Consider the following 16,301-nt stretch of genomic DNA (forward strand, 5'->3'; position numbering starts at 1 on the left):
CCTAACTATACAATGTTTTTGAAACAATAAACCCAACAATATATAAACTTGATATTGTTAACATTAATGGATGACTAAACAAAATTGCCATTTTACCAAACAAAGAAAGTAAAAAAGTATCTGAGTTATATAAATCCATAATGATATTTTTTGCTGATGTTAATTGATTTATAATCACCGTAATAAAACTAGTACCAAAAATAGCAATTGCAGCAACTAATAAAACTAATCTAATCATTAATCTGTTTCCTTTCACCGACCATTTTTATTAGCCTTATGTGCTTTTTTAACACCACGTACTGTTGAAGCATACAATTTTGATGTATTGTTTTTAACAGTTGAACCTAATTCATTATATTGTGTTCTTGTTCCGTGGATAGCATAAATTGATAACTTAACAACCATAAAAAAGATAATAAAATAAGCAATAGTTGTATTTGTCATTGGTAATTTAGTATTTCAAATTACATCAAAAATAAACAAAAATACATCAAAAATAAAACTAAAAATCTTATCTCAATTATTACTTTCTGATAATAAATTAATCATCTTTATCACTTCCTTTTTCTTTTTTAGGTTTTAAATTTTTTTTCAAAATATCAATATCAAACAATACTAAACGCTCTTTAACACTTAATTTAGTAATTTCTGACCAATAATATTCTTTATAATTAACTATTTCATCATTTTTTAAATCACGAACAAACTTTCATCATTTACTATCATATTTCTGTGCAAATTCTAATGGAATAATTATTTTAAAAAACCGAATTCCTAACCCAACATCCGACTTATGTTTTGCTCGTTTACCTTCGGCTGTTCGTTCTACTGATTTTGTTTTTCAAATTTCATAATCTGTAATATCTTGAAAAATACCAATTCGCATAATAAAGAAACGATTAAAAAAATTAAATCCTTTTTTAGCAATAGGTTTTTTCAATGAAATTGGAATAATAATACCACTTGCTAATTGTCGAATATTATTTCAAATCATACCCTCACGCTGAGCTGTAAATAAAGCACGATTACCAAAATGTCTTGCTAATACAATTCACGGAATTTTACCACTATGAACTTTTTTCTCATCGTGGGGACTAGTTCCATCAATATATAAATAACTTTCATCAAATAAAATAACACTATCATCTGGGGGAACTGGTTTTGTTCTATCTGTAAAATCTAAATTTTTAAATGTTAAAACTTTAACTTTATCATCTTCTAACGGATAATTACTATAAATCTTATCTGTTAATAGTTTCATAGTTTGTGATAAATAAGTTAAAAGTAAAGTTTTTCCCGTCCCTAACTTACCAATAATTACTGATAACGGATTATCTCAAACAAAATTAACTAAACGAAAAGCACTCAACTGATAAAATATGTTTTTTCAAACTCATCAGACAAAATAAACACATTGCAAAGCAAACAATAATCAAAATACTAAACCGGTATAATTTAATGAAATTATTCAAAGTAATAAATCAATTAAACTAAACAAAATCATTGAACCACCAATATAACAATAATTTTTTAAGAAAAATATAAATTTTTTCATTACTTAAAATACCCAACTATTTTAAAAACCATTCACAATAAAAACCACGTTAAAAATAAAATCACAATTCAAATACCAATCATAAGAGTTAAATATTCATTTTGAGTTAAATTTCAAGTTGTAATAATTTCAACATTCGTTTTATTTATAAACAAAAATACATAAATAAAAAACTCTTTTAATTTTTCTCAATCATTTTGCATATTTAAAAACTCCACATTTTCTGAATAAGTTTAAAAAACATCCCCAAAAATAAAACGATAAATAATACAAATGATATGACATATAAAAATTCAGGAGCATTTGAACCAATAATATAACTAACAAATTGAACTCAATAATCATATAAACCCATTAATTTAAGTCCTTCAAGTCATTAATTAATTTATCTACTTTTTCATCACTTCAATTTGTTAAATTATTGTTAGTTGTTTTTACTTTTTGAGGTTCACCAGGAAATATTGCTTTTTTCATTTGTGTAAAATAATTTTATTTTTATTGATTATACAAATTGATTAGTTCTGCTCCAGTTAAATATTTTCACACATGACGTTTTAAATTTTCATCATATTTTACAATAGGATAAGAATTATCATAAATCAAACCGATTGCTACTTGTTCTGAGTGTTTTTCACTCGGATAAATAAATTTATTACTCAACCAAAAACCAATATGACGATTATGATTAGGTAAATTTATAAAAATTGCTTTTTCTGTTTCAAAAACTATCAACTCTTTACGAATAAAATAATTTTCTATATTTTGATTTTTCTTAACAAAATTACTCAATTTTATCAACTCCTAACTAAATATTTATTTAATAAACAATGTTATATTTAATGTTTATATATTGTTTACTTATTGATAAAAACACTGATTATTAACAATGTTATACATAATGCTATATATTGTTTATTTAATGTTTAATAAACAATGTTATTAACAATGTTAAATATATAAAATAATAAAAATTGACACACTGAAAAATACTATTTAATTTTTAATAATAGTCTTTAATTTTGTCGAAAACTCTTGATGAAATAAAAAAAATCATCAATATGACAATTTGAAAACTAATTTTGTGTAAGATTATGATTTTGCTTTAAATTTTTTAAACGTTAAAATATAATACCGTTGATTGTTGGTTTGGTGTTAAACCTTTGTGTTGGTATTTTCATTTTCAGAGCTTTAAATAATTTTGAATATTAGTGAAACCCAAACCATGATAATGAATTAAGGCTTCTTTAAGACTGGATTGTAATTTACTAATCTTATTTAACTTTTGATAACTAGTATCAGGGTTTGTACTAGTTTTGGTGGAATATAGAGTAGAATTTGTTTGTTTTGCTACTAATAAATATAGTGGTTGCATATCAGAAATAATTATTGATTTTTCTTTAATTAGTTGCTTATTCATATTTTCAATAATCCATTGTTTTTGTAATCTTTTGGTATTGGTGGATTGAACAAAAATATTATTATTGCTATCAACTGCCATTTGAATACAGCATTTGGTATCAGTTGAAAATGGATCGAGATGAGTTTTTCGTTTATCAAATTTATCTTTAAAATTGCCTTTATGAATTTCTTTAATAAATGTTTCATCCATTTGGATTTGACCATTTAATTTTTTAAATTTTAACTGTGTATTTTCTAATTGTTTTGATTGCATTAATTTTTGTCGATTATATCAAGCGGTTTTTGGGGTTGTTTTAATAAAACGAGAAATTATTTTACTAGATTGTCCTAACAATGAAATTTGAATTAATAAATTTCACTGTTCATAATTTAAATGACTTCAATAAGTAAAATGATGACGAAATGCATCAAAACTAGCACGACATTTTTTACATAAATATTTTTGTTTTCCTTCGGAATTATGACCATTTTTAACACAATGAAAAGATTTGCAATTAGGACATATAATGCCTTTATCTCTAAATTTTTGATCAATTTCATTTAAACGTTTTTGTTTTTTAATTAAGTCTGCTTGTTGTTTTATTTTTTCATAAAATTCTAAAAATTGATCATCTGTTAAGCTATTTATTAATTCTGTAATTATTTTTTTCATCATTTATTTACCTCCATATATTAAAAATATACCTAATTTTAGGTATATTTTATAAATATCAAGAGTTTTCGACAAAATTAAAGATAATAGTTATTAAAATATAAAATTAATCATTTATAATTAAATTGATATTTTTGCACTACACACTGCCTACAAATTTTAAAAAGAAAGTAGATATATTTATAAAGAATATTATAAAAATTTATATTCCAAAACTACTATTAATATGACCCTTAATAAAAATATTCTTATTTTTATTAAATCCTACTTTAAAACAATTATTTCATTACTAATAATTTCAATAATAACTTATAGACAGTGTGTAATACAAAAATAAACAACAAAATTATTTAATCAACTCACATAAAAGCTAGTGTGCCATAGCTAAGATATATGATCAGTAATAATAAATATTAAAATCCTTTAACCATAACACGGAAAAAGTTTAAAATCTTAATGATAACAAAAATACCAAATGGAATTAAAATAATTCACGCATCACCTAAAAAGGTCATTAATTGTGGTAATACAGCATAAATTGCTTCTTTAACTTTCATCATTGCTTGCCCTAAACCACTTCAAATAGAACCCATTCCATCTGAAATAGTAGGTTTATCACCAACTGCTAAAAAATTAATTGCTGTTGTTAAATACATACCTAACATTATTTTTTATCCTCCTTATTTTCAATTTCTTTTTTATCTTTTTTCTTTCCTCGAATTTGGCGAATTTTTTGATAAATTGATAAACCAATTCACGCAAAAATACCTAATATAATAACAACACTAAAAATTGTCGTTAATCAAACTGGCATAACTTATTCCTCCTAAAAATCTAATTTTCGCGGCACGCTTCGCGTGTTCGCTACGCTCAAAATAAACTATATTGAATAAATTACCGCTAATAAATTACGCGGATAATTTATTCATCTTCTTTTTCATTATTAATTACAATATTATTTACCGTATTAATAACATTATCTTTTCCATACTTAGTTACTAAGGACCGTAAAATAAAATAATGTTTTCTTTCCATTAAAAAAATCAACTCCTTTCAAAGTTGATTTGTTGCACTTCACTTACACGATGCCTAATAAGGATGGTAAACCAACAGAAGAATTAGTTTATTCAACATATAATTTAAAACAATTAAATGAAAAAACAAATAGAGTTTATTTAATTAATGAACAAACCAAAGCAATTGATGCTCAAACACCAGTTAGTGATAGTGAAAAAGATAATAATTGCGAATTCTTACAAACACCCGATGGAACAAATTGTAGTTATATTATTGATATGTTTTCAATTCAAGCATTATATAAAGGTAATTTTGAAATTATCTTTTATGCTGACAACCCATATACAAATAATGAAGAATATTATTTACGCTTATCAGTATGAAGTTTTAGAGGTAAAACAAAAAGTACATTAAATAATTATTTACGCTATATGACAACTAATTATAAAACTAGTTTCTTATTACCACATGATTATGAAATACCAACCTTTAATTATCCACAATATGTATTACCACCAGTACCATATAATTACCCAGAATATACCAAAGATATCTGAGATGGTAAAACAGGACAAGCATTAATAACTAAAATTACAGCCCTAGCACAATGTAAAAAAGCAATAAATTCTCAAAGTTATGTTAATTTATTTGATGATGGTACTGAATATAATGGTTATTATGAAACTGAAATTAATTTAAGACAAATTGACCCAACAATTCAAAGTATAGATAAATTTATTAGTTCTTATAAAACAATTGAAATAAGCAATCTGGATAATTTACAAGTTAACACAGAAACAAATAGAATTGAAAGTTATATTAAAGATAGAAATATTGGTTTAAATAGTGGTGGGTCTACTTGTGATTATGACTTTGGTTCATTATCTAATATTACTTTACAGAAAACAGGTTTAAAACAAACTGATAAAGTTAATTTTGATAATACCATAACTTTATATACAAATAATATACGAGTAAATGATATTCAAACATTCGCTACTGCTTCTACTAGTGGTTTACCTAGTGAGGATTATCCAAATAAATACATAACACAAAAAGGTCATGGTAATATTAAATTTTTACTTCAAATAACAAAATTATCCGATAATGTTAATGATAAAATTAAAGAAACATATTTACAAGCATATTATACAAATGATATGAAATTAAAAATTAGATTTTCAAAAGTATTATTACCTCAATTATTTTTAGGTATTAATAATTCTTCTTTTCATCATTTTGGTAATGATAAAGATATAACAATAGACCTTAATGCTTTGGGTGTTTTAAATATGGTAAATAATAATGATAGCCCAGTTAAAATTACATTTAAACCAAGATAAAAATAAAAAGTGCTCAATGCACTTTGTTTTTTTATTATGTTTAATATTTATTATCTAATTCTAAATATTCTTTTACAATATTATAAATTTCCTTCTTTTTAGTTGGCGAATTATTTTGATATGCTTTTGAAATACTAGGAAAAGTTTTTCTATTATCCATAATACAACCGCGTAAACTACTTTTTAAATTATAATAATTATCATTATTTTTTCAAACATAATTAGTATAACTTAATTTTTCTAAATTAGTTTTAATTTCTTGGTCAATAATTTCATAAATTTTTTTATTTTGTGTTTTATAAATAAGAATAATAATGGTTATGACAATTGTTGAAAAAATAATAATTGGTATAATTATAATTCAAGGAATATCCATAACTTTATTATTCTCCTTTAACTTTTATATTACCATCATTATCAATAACTAAATCAGGTTCATTAGTATCTAAATTTCAACGATATACTGATTTAAAGTGAGTTCCATCATCTTTTTTTAATCAAAAATAACTTACAGACCCTTTTAAAATAAATAAATTAAATAAATTTTTTTCATCATTTGAAGATATAAGTTTATACTTGTCATACTTATCATTAACTTTTTGACCATTAGAGTGTTTAAATTTAACAATTCTTCAATTATTATTTTTATCACCGCGTCATACTACATAATAATATTTATCTGCGTTAAATGGAGATTCTTGTGGTGCTATTCATTCTAAAATACCATCTTTTGTTTTTATATTGTTTTGTTCTTTTAATTTTGTTAATTCATCAGGTGTATATTTTTTTTCTGGTGTATTACAAGCAATTAAACTTGTTGTGCTTGTCCCGATTAAAGTGATTATTCCTAAAAGACTTAATATTTTTTTTATATTTTCAATTCCTTTCTATTTTTTGATAATTTAATAAAAAATGGAAATAAAAATTTATTTCCATAAATTTTTTTATAATTGATTTAATTAACATTTGCACGTATACATTTCTCAGCAGCACCACTAACAAATCCACCAGCAGCACCAACTCCTGCTCCAATAGCAGAACCGACAAGACCACCACCAGCAGCACCTGTAACTGCTCCACCAGCAGCACCAACTCCCGCTCTAATTCCGCCTTCTTTAAGCATATTACCCATATTATTTAAACAATTTTGTGTAATATTTTTTGCTGGATCAAATACATTATCAGTTCAAACTTTGTTTACTGGATCAACAACTTTATTTTTAAATGGATCTCAAATGTTAGTGGTTCATAAATCTCTTTTAACTCTTTTTAAGGTTTTTAAATTATCTTTTTGTGATTCTTCTTTTTGATAAGGACTAGCAGCAATTGTTGTTGGGACAGCAGTTCCGCTAATAGTTAATACACTTAATAAACTAAGTAATTTTTTCATTACTGTATTTCTCCTTTTCTTATCTTGAAACTATTTATTGAAATTCTTTATCAAGATTTACCTTCAGTATATATATATATATATATATATGCAAGCAAAATTAGAAATTATTTTAAAATTTTATCTTGAAAAATAGTTATTATTAATTGTTTTAAGGGTTAAATTAACAACATAATAAATTATGTTTAGTATTTGTTTATAAAAAGTATTGTATTTATAAACTATAAGTATATAATTAATATAAGTTTTAATCTTTTTGTATCAAAAAAGAGTTTATGCTGACTTGTTAATCGAACAAGAATAAAAAAAGAGGAGTTTATAAAATGGCACTTACAAAAGAACAATTAATAGAACAAGGTTTAAGTGAAGAGATTGCTGAAAATATCTTAAATCAGTTTAATAATGAAGCAAAACAAATTAGAGAAAGTGTGCAAAAACGCGAAGATGTTATATCAAAAGAAGACTTTATTAAATTATCTAATGAATTAGATGAATTAAAAGCATTTAAAGATGTTCCATCTACTAAAATTGAAGATATTAAAATTAATTTAGAAAAAGTTAGTGGTAGTTCTTTATCTGAAAAAATGCAAACTTTAAAAGAATTAAAACCTGATTTGTTTGTTGAAGAACAACCATCAGTTTCACCAACTAATTTTATTAAAGATATGATTGAAAAATCGGTTGAAAATAAAAATGATGAAATTGAAACTATTAAAGAAAAAGGAGCATATACTCCAGAAGAAATTAAAAAATTAACTGATTATACACTTAAAAACCTTAGATAATAAGGGAGTGAAATTATGGCAACAATTAATTTGCCACAAGTACCTTTTACATTACAAGGTAACACAACAGGTCAAAAATCCTATGTTGATATGGTTAATGCTTTATTGCGTGGACCTTTATATAATGAATATGCAAGTATTATGCAGTATGCTACTGCAACCGCAGAACAAGTTGCTTGATTACCTAATGCAGGACAAGCACTATATAATTTAACTCATCGTGTAGTATGACAAGATGATTATTCATTACCAAATGGTGGGACAACGCAAACAATGGGATTAACAAGAATTCCAGTTCCTATTGATAAAAGATTTAATTTAAAATTAATGAATGAGGCTTTTGACTTGGCATTAATAGAACAAAATATTAAAAATAGTGTTATTGCCGACGCTATTTCTAGTGTTGTACAGAATAAATTTGTTAATTTAGAATGTGAATTAATTCAGGCTATTTATGATTATTGTTTAGCAGATGGTCAATATGAAGTAATTCCATTTCGTAGTTATACAGCTGAAAATGCTGATGATGCAAATAAGGCATTTTTTACATTAAATGAAACTTTGATTGAATTAACTAATCAAATTAGTAATTTATATTTTGGATTACCAACAGATAAAATGTTTATGGTTTTAGGACGACGTGCCTATTTAGGATTAACACCTGCGTATTTAAAAGTAATTGGTTCACAAGCCCAATTAAAAGCAATGGTTAATGGTGAATTATATGAAAATACTGCAATGGGTATTCCTGTATCTAAAAGTTTTCATTTAGAAAAAACATATACAAAAGGACAAGTTAACCGTGATAAAGGTTATAATTTTACTAATGTAAATGGTTTAATTATTAATAAACAAGTATGAGCTTATCCAATTAATATGGATACTATTCAACAAGTTTTAGATAATGATACTGCTAACCCTAAATGAATTGGTAAAGTACAATATGCAACACCAACAATTTTATATCCAAAAACATGTAAAATTATTTTAGAAAAACAACCAACAGAAGATGAAATTAATACTGCTAAAAGTAATCTAAATAAAACTTTTAGAGTGCCCGTTGATTATGTAATTCCATCATCAAATAAAATTGATATTAGTGGGATTAATAAATTAGATAAACCAACTATTCATGTTACAGATCCAACACAAGCAACACCAGAACAATTAAAACCACAATTTAAAGCTGTCGTTTTAAAAGCAGTTAAAGCCATAGATAGTTCTTTAACTGAGAATGATTATGATTACTTTATTGAAGCTGGGGGTGAAGATTGACCAATTAATATTACAAATGATAAAACTGTTGAAGTTCAAATTGAGGGTAAAAACAATGCTACTGGTCAAACAAATCCAATTGATGTAGTAATTAAAAATTCTTAATAAACAATGAATTTACTAATATTACGCGTTTTAACTTTATTAGTATCTAATTTAGAAAATAAACCTTTAATAAGTAAATTTGTAAATTTAATTAATAGAGTTAATCAAGTTCAAAATAAAGTATTAAAACCAATTAATTATATTACTGATAAATATAATAAAATTACAAGTAAAGTTGAAGATATTTATCAGTGATTAAATCCATTTACTTATTTAGATTTAATTAAAAAAGGTCATAAAAAAGAAATACAACAAATATTAAGTCAATTAGAAAAAGATAATAATATTAAAAATAGAGAACAATTTAAAAATGAAAATTATCTAAATACTAATTGACAACCTTTAAATAGTAGTTGACTTGATAGTGGTATGTTTAATATTACAAATAAGTTAACTTTAACAGGTAATTTAACTATTTTAATATATACAAAAACAGCAAAACATCCTAAGTTTTATGGACCTTATGTTTATCCTAGTGTTCCAGTTGAAATATGAAAATTATTAAGTAATGCTGTTTCTAATGCTGGAACTTTATTTTGGCGTTATTGATTAAGAAAATGGTTACCTAGTCATTTAAGAAATTATATTAAAAAACGATTACCACAAGCATTAAAAGAAAAATATCCCAAAGGAACTACTAAATTAACATTACCAACAGTTCAAAAATTACAACAAATTAAAAAGTTTATTAATAATTTAAAGATTGGACATTTTAATTTTAATTTTGCTGGTGAAATTAATAATAAAAAATGATATCGAGAACGAAAAAGTGATGTTAAAAATATTAAGAATTTATATAAAACACCAGTTAAAAATAAATTTTATCAGGTTAATAAATCTATTAAAGCAATTAATAAAACCAAAAGAAAGGTTAATAGTTATAAACCAAATAATTTAAAAAATAAATATCGTAATCAATTAAGGGGTGTTTTATATGGAAAATAATTTAAGTAATTTGTTATTTATAACAGTTGAAGATGTTAAAGAAAGTAAACTTTGACAACCTATTAATGATCGTAAACAATCTGCTTATAATGATAATTTAATTTATAATGCTATTTTAAAAACTAGTTTATGAATGGATAGATTATCAGGTGGAACAATTTCAGATAAAATTAATAAAAAAGATTTGTTTCCTTGAGTAAAAAAAGATAATACTGGTTTAATTGAATATGATAAATGATTAAGTTATATTAAATCTGCTTGTTTATTAGCAGTTATAAATTGATATTTACCAAAAGGAGTTAATGATTTAACTGGTAGTGCTTCATTTTCACAAGGTGGTGTAGCATATTCACAAACTAATGACCCAGAAGCAAATGAAAATATTACTCGTGATGTTAAAAATGCTTTAAAATTAGCAGGTGAAATTATTGATATTATATCTAGTAAAACAGTATCTAGACCTTATAATTATAGTTTAGATAATTATGCTCATCCATGAGAAGAAGAATATAAGCATATTAGTAAAAAAACTTTTTATCCAACATTATTATTTTGATTAAAAGAACGATTACAAACTGATAATTCAATAAATATTATTTATTCTACTATTAATGACTTTTCTAAAATTGATTATAACGAATATATTAAACTTATTGTTCCGTTTGATAATGACACGATTTATTATGAAAATAATGTATGAAAAGCAAAACAAAGTGGCGGTAGTGATATTAAAATTGATAATAAATATATTATTAAAAATGATAAAAATGAGATTACTGTTTCTGATTTAAAACAAGATCAATTAATATCGGGTGAAAATATTAAAACTATTAATGGTAATTAATTATTAGGTAATGGTGATATACTTATTAGTAGTAGTAATTGAGAATTTGTAGATACTAGTGATTTTAATCCAAATAGTAGTCTAACATATCAAATTAAAAATTTTGATAGTTCTAAATTTGAATATAAAATATGATGTCAATTTTCAATTTTACCATATATGTTTTTAGAAACTTTTAAAGATTTTCTTTAATTTTGTCGAAAACTCTTGATATTTATAAAATATACCTAAAATTAGGTATATTTTTAATATATAGAGGTAAATAAATGATGAAAAAAATAATTACAGAATTAATAAATAGCTTAACAGATGATCAATTTTTAGAATTTTATGAAAAAATAAAACAACAAGCAGACTTAATTAAAAAACAAAAACGTTTAAATGAAATTGATCAAAAATTTAGAGATAAAGGCATTATATGTCCTAATTGCAAATCTTTTCATTGTGTTAAAAATGGTCATAATTCCGAAGGAAAACAAAAATATTTATGTAAAAAATGTCGTGCTAGTTTTGATGCATTTCGTCATCATTTTACTTATTGAAGTCATTTAAATTATGAACAGTGAAATTTATTAATTCAAATTTCATTGTTAGGACAATCTAGTAAAATAATTTCTCGTTTTATTAAAACAACCCCAAAAACCGCTTGATATAATCGACAAAAATTAATGCAATCAAAACAATTAGAAAATACACAGTTAAAATTTAAAAAATTAAATGGTCAAATCCAAATGGATGAAACATTTATTAAAGAAATTCATAAAGGCAATTTTAAAGATAAATTTGATAAACGAAAAACTCATCTCGATCCATTTTCAACTGATACCAAATGCTGTATTCAAATGGCAGTTGATAGCAATAATAATATTTTTGTTCAATCCACCAATACCAAAAGATTACAAAAACAATGGATTATTGAAAATATGAATAAGCAACTAATTAAAGAAAAATCAATAATTATTTCTGATATGCAACCACTATATTTATTAGTAGCAAAACAAACAAATTCTACTCTATATTCCACCAAAACTAGTACAAACCCTGATACTAGTTATCAAAAGTTAAATAAGATTAGTAAATTACAATCCAGTCTTAAAGAAGCCTTAATTCATTATCATGGTTTGGGTTTCACTAATATTCAAAATTATTTAAAGCTCTGAAAATGAAAATACCAACACAAAGGTTTAACACCAAACCAACAATCAACGGTATTATATTTTAACGTTTAAAAAATTTAAAGCAAAATCATAATCTTACACAAAATTAGTTTTCAAATTGTCATATTGATGATTTTTTTTATTTCATCAAGAGTTTTCGACAAAATTAAAGAAGATTTTGATATTGGTTGTGGAATTGTTGTATCATCTAGTAAAGGTGTTTCAGGTTGGTATATTGACACAAATGGTCTTATTAGTTCTTTTGAAAATATAAAAATAGGTAATTTAAAAATTAAAAGAAAATTGGTGAGTTAATAATGAAACAAGATAAAACAACTTGATTAAAAGGTGCCTTACCTTGAAATTGATTTAAAAAAGACCCTATTCCGACTTATAATTGAACTCATAAAGATATTAGAGAATGAGAAAGAAAATATAAAATTCGTAGTTGAGTAGTTAGTTTTTATACATTGATATTTTTAGCATTAAATTGTTGATTAGAATATGGCATGATCAATGCAATAAAAGATAATATTAATTGATATAATTATGGTCAATATTGAGGTAATGGAATTGCTATTTTATTAACACCTTTATTTACACACGGAATTCAGGGTATATTTGTTGCTAGTAGTAAACCCAAAGTAGATATGAAAATTGATATTCCACGATTAAAAATATCTAAAATGGGATTAGTATTTACAATTTTACCTTTAATTACTTTAATAATTTCTTTAATTATTATTTGAATTGATAAATCAAAATGAAAAAAAGACCATTTAAGACATTGCTTAGATTGTCGAATTAATTCTCGTGTTATTCAACCAAGAATAGCAAAACAATGAAATAATTTGGATGGTATAACAGAAGAAATATTTAAAAATATGCAAGATGAATATACTAAAAAACAAGAAGAAAATAACAAAGAATTAAATTTAAAATAAACTATATATAGGGGCGGTTGATATTTTTGGGTGGTTATATAGTTTAATTTATAAATTATTTTGTTCTGAAAGAATGGATGGCCACTGTTTGAGTAAGGATAAGAAAGGAAATAAAGAAATGGAAATTAGTAATGAAATAGTAATTGCTTTACTTGTGTTAGCGGGTGCTGGTGGAATGGGTAGTCTTGGTATTCTTGGATTATCTGCTAAAAAAATTAAAAAATATAAAGCAGAAATTAGAGAATTAAGAACTGCTGTTATTGCTCACGAAAAACATTTACGAGGACCTGATTATGCAACAGAATTAGCATTAAAAACAGGTCAAATTAAAAATGTTAAAAAACAAGTTAAAGTAAATGACAAAAAACAAGCACAAAAAGATGCTATTAAAAAACTAACAAATAGTATTTAAAAAAAATAACCTTAATTGGTTATTTTTTATTTTCTAATATTAAGTCTAAATTTTTAACTTTACAAATAACTAAATTATTTTTTCCATAATTATTTTTATAATATTCTCAGTATTCAGTTGAATTAATATCTACATCTTGTTTATCAATCCCAATTATATATTCACCACGAGGGTTTTTACAAGGGCGATTACCTTGTTCAGATCGATAACATAAAATATAATTATTCATATTCTTTATTTCCTTTATAATGTGTTATATAAAAGTTAATAAGATATTCAATTCGTTGCGAATAAGTAAAGTTATTAAATTCATTTCAAACTTTTTCTTCATTTTTATTTAAGTAAATATTAACATTACGAATTTGACAAGAATAATACTTTCCTGTTTTTTGATTATATGAATGTTTCATAATATTAACTTTCATAATTAGCAATAATAATTGCATCTCGTAAATGATTACTTATTTTTTCATTATTATAAAATCAACCTTTACCATATTGATAAGTTAAATTAGTATCTTTATCAAATTTTCATATACAACTATCATTATATTTACTTAAATTTTCCATATTTTTAACAACTGATTTAGTATTTTTTGGTGATACTCAATTAATAAAATATTTATAAACAGATAATGCTCCTAATAATCTTAATAAATCATCTCTATCTTTACTTGCATTAGCAGATGTATATAAACAATCTTCAATATTAATTTTTTCTTCATAATCAAACAATTTATCATTAATAAATTCATATTGTTCTTTTCAATTTTTATTTGTAAATTCTAATTTTTCAATTAATTTATTATCTTCATAAATAACAATAGCAGTAGTACCTGTTCCTGATGGGTCAATACCTATTTTTATCAAGTGGCTCATTCCTCATCGTTGTTATTATTAATTGTTGGCACTACATTTGATATATCTTCTTCTTTAACTAAATTATTATCTGTCAACTTCTTCACTTGATATATTTTCATTACTAATTTGACCCTTATTTATGCTTATATTGCTATCATTATCAATATAAATCTTTTCATCATTAGTTGTAATAACTGCCTGATCTGATTTATAAGCTTGTTGTAATTCAACAGACATAATACCTCATTTTCTTAATAAAGATGTTAATACTGTTTTTAATGCCATTTCATCAAAAGTAGCAATATAAAATGATTTATTTTTAGCATAAGTTTTAGAATATTTCATAAAATGATTTTCCATTTGTTCTTTGGTCATATATAAAGTTTTTCCAAAACCATTAACCATTTTAAAGTATGCTACATAACCAATAATTGGTAATTTTTCTCTTTCATCTTCATTTTGAATTCAATTAAAACTAGTTCCTTTTAAACGATCATAATTTACTAATTCATTTTCTCTAACATCTGATACTGACATATCTAAATATTGACCACTTCTTTGTGCTAATTGAATATAACCTTTATAACCTATTTGAAATTGAGCTTGATTAATTCATTCTTGGATTTCGCGACCGTTAATAATTCTTGTTATTTTAGTATTATATGGAACTACATAAGCATAACCAAATTGTTTTTCCATTGGTAAATTTAATAAAACTCCTTGATAACAAGCAGTCATAATTGTTTTTGGATCTGCTTTTTGTAATAATTCATTACTATTTGATATTGCAACTATATTACTTTTAAATCTTGCAATTTCATTTTCATTAGAAAATTTACTTTTTATTCATTCTGTTGCTTTATCTGTTCTTAAAAATTCAACAATATTTGCCATATTATTTTTCTCCTTTATTTATTTTAAAATTAATACCTTTAACCCCAATTAAATTAATATCTTTATTACTATCTCACTGATCTTTAATTTCATTTTTAACAATTTGTTCATCAACAACTAAATAATTTTTAATAAGATTAATAAGTTCTAATTTATCAGCATTTTGTAAAAAATCATCATTAATACCAATAACCTCAATATCTTTAATTAATAATTTTTCTTTCCGAAAATTACTAGTAATAATTTTTAATTCTTGCTCTTGTTTTGCTACACTTTTAATTTCTAAAAATTGTTCTTTTTTATGAGTTTCAATAATTTCATTTTGTTTTTGAAATTGAATATTAATAACATTATTTTTTAAAGAATCATGATTATTCTTAATATTATTTTCTAAATTCAAAATATCTTTTCTAATAAAATTTAATTCATCTTTAAAAGATTTTATTAATTCTAATGGTTCTCTAAAAATATAATCAATTTTTGAAACTACTAATTTTAAATCTTTTAGTGATTGTGATTTATATTCTCCATTTATTAATCAAGCTTGTTGTCGATATATAAATTCTGCTAATTCTTGTCCATTTTCATCAATTCATTTTTTAATTGTTAATGCTTTTAAACTTAATTCTTTAAAATTATTTCCTTTTAAATAAAATGGATACGTAATATTTTTAACTTCATTATTTAATTTTAAATCTGCCAT

At 23.6% G+C, this 16,301-nt stretch carries 22 protein-coding genes and 2 pseudogenes; 9 read left to right on the top strand and 15 right to left on the bottom strand.

What is annotated here, in order from left to right:
- Position 1 precedes the first annotated feature (1 nt).
- The 8 genes and pseudogenes from AACK91_RS03325 to AACK91_RS03360 all read right to left on the bottom strand — a co-directional run bounded on the left by AACK91_RS03325 (position 2) and on the right by AACK91_RS03360 (position 4,440).
- Positions 2-238, bottom strand: coding sequence for a hypothetical protein (locus AACK91_RS03325; protein ID WP_338963583.1), 237 nt, complete (start codon positions 236-238; stop codon positions 2-4).
- 50 nt (positions 239-288) lie between these two features.
- Positions 289-549 (bottom strand): annotated as a pseudogene (locus AACK91_RS03330) (hypothetical protein); the annotation flags it as partial.
- A complete protein-coding gene (locus AACK91_RS03335; RefSeq protein ID WP_338964145.1) occupies positions 542-1,555 on the bottom strand; it encodes a hypothetical protein in 1,014 nt (337 codons plus the stop codon). The gene AACK91_RS03335 and the pseudogene AACK91_RS03330, both read right to left, overlap by 8 nt.
- Positions 1,555-1,758, bottom strand: a complete 204-nt coding sequence (locus tag AACK91_RS03340) for a DUF2649 family protein (RefSeq protein WP_338964147.1) — start codon at positions 1,756-1,758, stop codon at positions 1,555-1,557. Before AACK91_RS03340 ends, AACK91_RS03335 begins: the two co-directional genes overlap by 1 nt.
- Positions 1,759-1,909: 151 nt before the next feature.
- Positions 1,910-2,344: pseudogene (locus AACK91_RS03345) on the bottom strand (DUF3627 domain-containing protein).
- Between the two features lie 322 nt (positions 2,345-2,666).
- The gene (locus AACK91_RS03350) at positions 2,667-3,629 is read right to left on the bottom strand and encodes an IS1/IS1595 family N-terminal zinc-binding domain-containing protein (protein ID WP_338963247.1); all 963 of its coding nucleotides are present in this window, start codon (positions 3,627-3,629) and stop codon (positions 2,667-2,669) included.
- A 410-nt stretch (positions 3,630-4,039) separates the two neighbouring features.
- Complete coding sequence (locus AACK91_RS03355; protein ID WP_040092696.1) at positions 4,040-4,291, bottom strand: hypothetical protein; 252 nt, start codon at positions 4,289-4,291, stop codon at positions 4,040-4,042.
- Positions 4,291-4,440: a hypothetical protein gene (locus AACK91_RS03360; protein ID WP_004027793.1), complete on the bottom strand. Its 150-nt coding sequence runs from the start codon at positions 4,438-4,440 to the stop codon at positions 4,291-4,293. The genes AACK91_RS03355 and AACK91_RS03360 overlap by 1 nt, the downstream gene beginning before the upstream one ends.
- Positions 4,441-4,711: 271 nt before the next feature.
- On the opposite strand from AACK91_RS03360, the gene AACK91_RS03365 reads away from it, so the two are divergent.
- On the top strand, positions 4,712-5,986 hold the full coding sequence (locus tag AACK91_RS03365; RefSeq protein WP_338964149.1) for a hypothetical protein: 1,275 nt from the start codon (positions 4,712-4,714) through the stop codon (positions 5,984-5,986).
- Positions 5,987-6,026: 40 nt separating this feature from the next.
- Here AACK91_RS03365 and AACK91_RS03370 read toward each other — a convergent pair whose 3' ends face one another.
- Positions 6,027-6,362 (bottom strand): hypothetical protein, encoded by a 336-nt coding sequence (locus AACK91_RS03370; RefSeq protein WP_338964152.1) that lies wholly within the window; start codon positions 6,360-6,362, stop codon positions 6,027-6,029.
- A gap of 579 nt (positions 6,363-6,941) precedes the next feature.
- Positions 6,942-7,376 carry a hypothetical protein gene (locus tag AACK91_RS03375; protein WP_338964154.1) on the bottom strand — a complete coding sequence of 145 codons (435 nt, stop codon included), beginning with the start codon at positions 7,374-7,376 and terminating at the stop codon, positions 6,942-6,944.
- Positions 7,377-7,699: 323 nt separating this feature from the next.
- Here AACK91_RS03375 and AACK91_RS03380 point away from each other — a divergent pair, with 323 nt between their 5' ends.
- The 8 genes from AACK91_RS03380 to AACK91_RS03415 all read left to right on the top strand — a co-directional run bounded on the left by AACK91_RS03380 (position 7,700) and on the right by AACK91_RS03415 (position 13,843).
- Positions 7,700-8,161, top strand: a complete 462-nt coding sequence (locus AACK91_RS03380; RefSeq protein ID WP_338963219.1) for a hypothetical protein — start codon at positions 7,700-7,702, stop codon at positions 8,159-8,161.
- Between the two features lie 15 nt (positions 8,162-8,176).
- Positions 8,177-9,541, top strand: a complete 1,365-nt coding sequence (locus AACK91_RS03385) for a hypothetical protein (RefSeq protein ID WP_338964157.1) — start codon at positions 8,177-8,179, stop codon at positions 9,539-9,541.
- 6 nt (positions 9,542-9,547) lie between these two features.
- Entirely contained in the window at positions 9,548-10,486 is a 939-nt protein-coding gene (locus AACK91_RS03390; RefSeq protein ID WP_338964160.1) for a hypothetical protein, read from the top strand.
- Complete coding sequence (locus AACK91_RS03395; protein ID WP_338964162.1) at positions 10,476-11,330, top strand: hypothetical protein; 855 nt, start codon at positions 10,476-10,478, stop codon at positions 11,328-11,330. Before AACK91_RS03390 ends, AACK91_RS03395 begins: the two co-directional genes overlap by 11 nt.
- Positions 11,331-11,596: 266 nt before the next feature.
- On the top strand, positions 11,597-12,559 hold the full coding sequence (locus tag AACK91_RS03400) for an IS1/IS1595 family N-terminal zinc-binding domain-containing protein (protein ID WP_338963247.1): 963 nt from the start codon (positions 11,597-11,599) through the stop codon (positions 12,557-12,559).
- Between the two features lie 57 nt (positions 12,560-12,616).
- Positions 12,617-12,802, top strand: a complete 186-nt coding sequence (locus AACK91_RS03405; protein WP_338963554.1) for a hypothetical protein — start codon at positions 12,617-12,619, stop codon at positions 12,800-12,802.
- Between the two features lie 2 nt (positions 12,803-12,804).
- A complete protein-coding gene (locus AACK91_RS03410) occupies positions 12,805-13,431 on the top strand; it encodes a hypothetical protein (RefSeq protein WP_338964164.1) in 627 nt (208 codons plus the stop codon).
- Between the two features lie 73 nt (positions 13,432-13,504).
- A complete protein-coding gene (locus AACK91_RS03415; protein ID WP_338963556.1) occupies positions 13,505-13,843 on the top strand; it encodes a hypothetical protein in 339 nt (112 codons plus the stop codon).
- Between the two features lie 19 nt (positions 13,844-13,862).
- On the opposite strand, the gene AACK91_RS03420 is transcribed toward AACK91_RS03415, so the two are convergent.
- From AACK91_RS03420 to AACK91_RS03440, 5 genes are all read right to left on the bottom strand, one after another.
- Positions 13,863-14,072, bottom strand: coding sequence for a hypothetical protein (locus AACK91_RS03420; RefSeq protein WP_338963231.1), 210 nt, complete (start codon positions 14,070-14,072; stop codon positions 13,863-13,865).
- On the bottom strand, positions 14,065-14,253 hold the full coding sequence (locus AACK91_RS03425) for a hypothetical protein (RefSeq protein ID WP_338963402.1): 189 nt from the start codon (positions 14,251-14,253) through the stop codon (positions 14,065-14,067). Before AACK91_RS03425 ends, AACK91_RS03420 begins: the two co-directional genes overlap by 8 nt.
- Positions 14,254-14,257: 4 nt before the next feature.
- The gene (locus AACK91_RS03430; RefSeq protein WP_338963404.1) at positions 14,258-14,722 is read right to left on the bottom strand and encodes a hypothetical protein; all 465 of its coding nucleotides are present in this window, start codon (positions 14,720-14,722) and stop codon (positions 14,258-14,260) included.
- A 66-nt stretch (positions 14,723-14,788) separates the two neighbouring features.
- Positions 14,789-15,598, bottom strand: a complete 810-nt coding sequence (locus tag AACK91_RS03435) for a recombinase RecT (protein WP_338964166.1) — start codon at positions 15,596-15,598, stop codon at positions 14,789-14,791.
- A gap of 1 nt (position 15,599) precedes the next feature.
- Positions 15,600-16,301 carry a hypothetical protein gene (locus tag AACK91_RS03440; RefSeq protein ID WP_338963237.1) on the bottom strand — a complete coding sequence of 234 codons (702 nt, stop codon included), beginning with the start codon at positions 16,299-16,301 and terminating at the stop codon, positions 15,600-15,602.

The sequence above is a fragment of the Spiroplasma endosymbiont of Sarcophaga carnaria genome, assembly GCF_964019595.1.
GTDB lineage: Bacteria > Bacillota_I > Bacilli_A > Mycoplasmatales > Mycoplasmataceae > Spiroplasma > Spiroplasma poulsonii.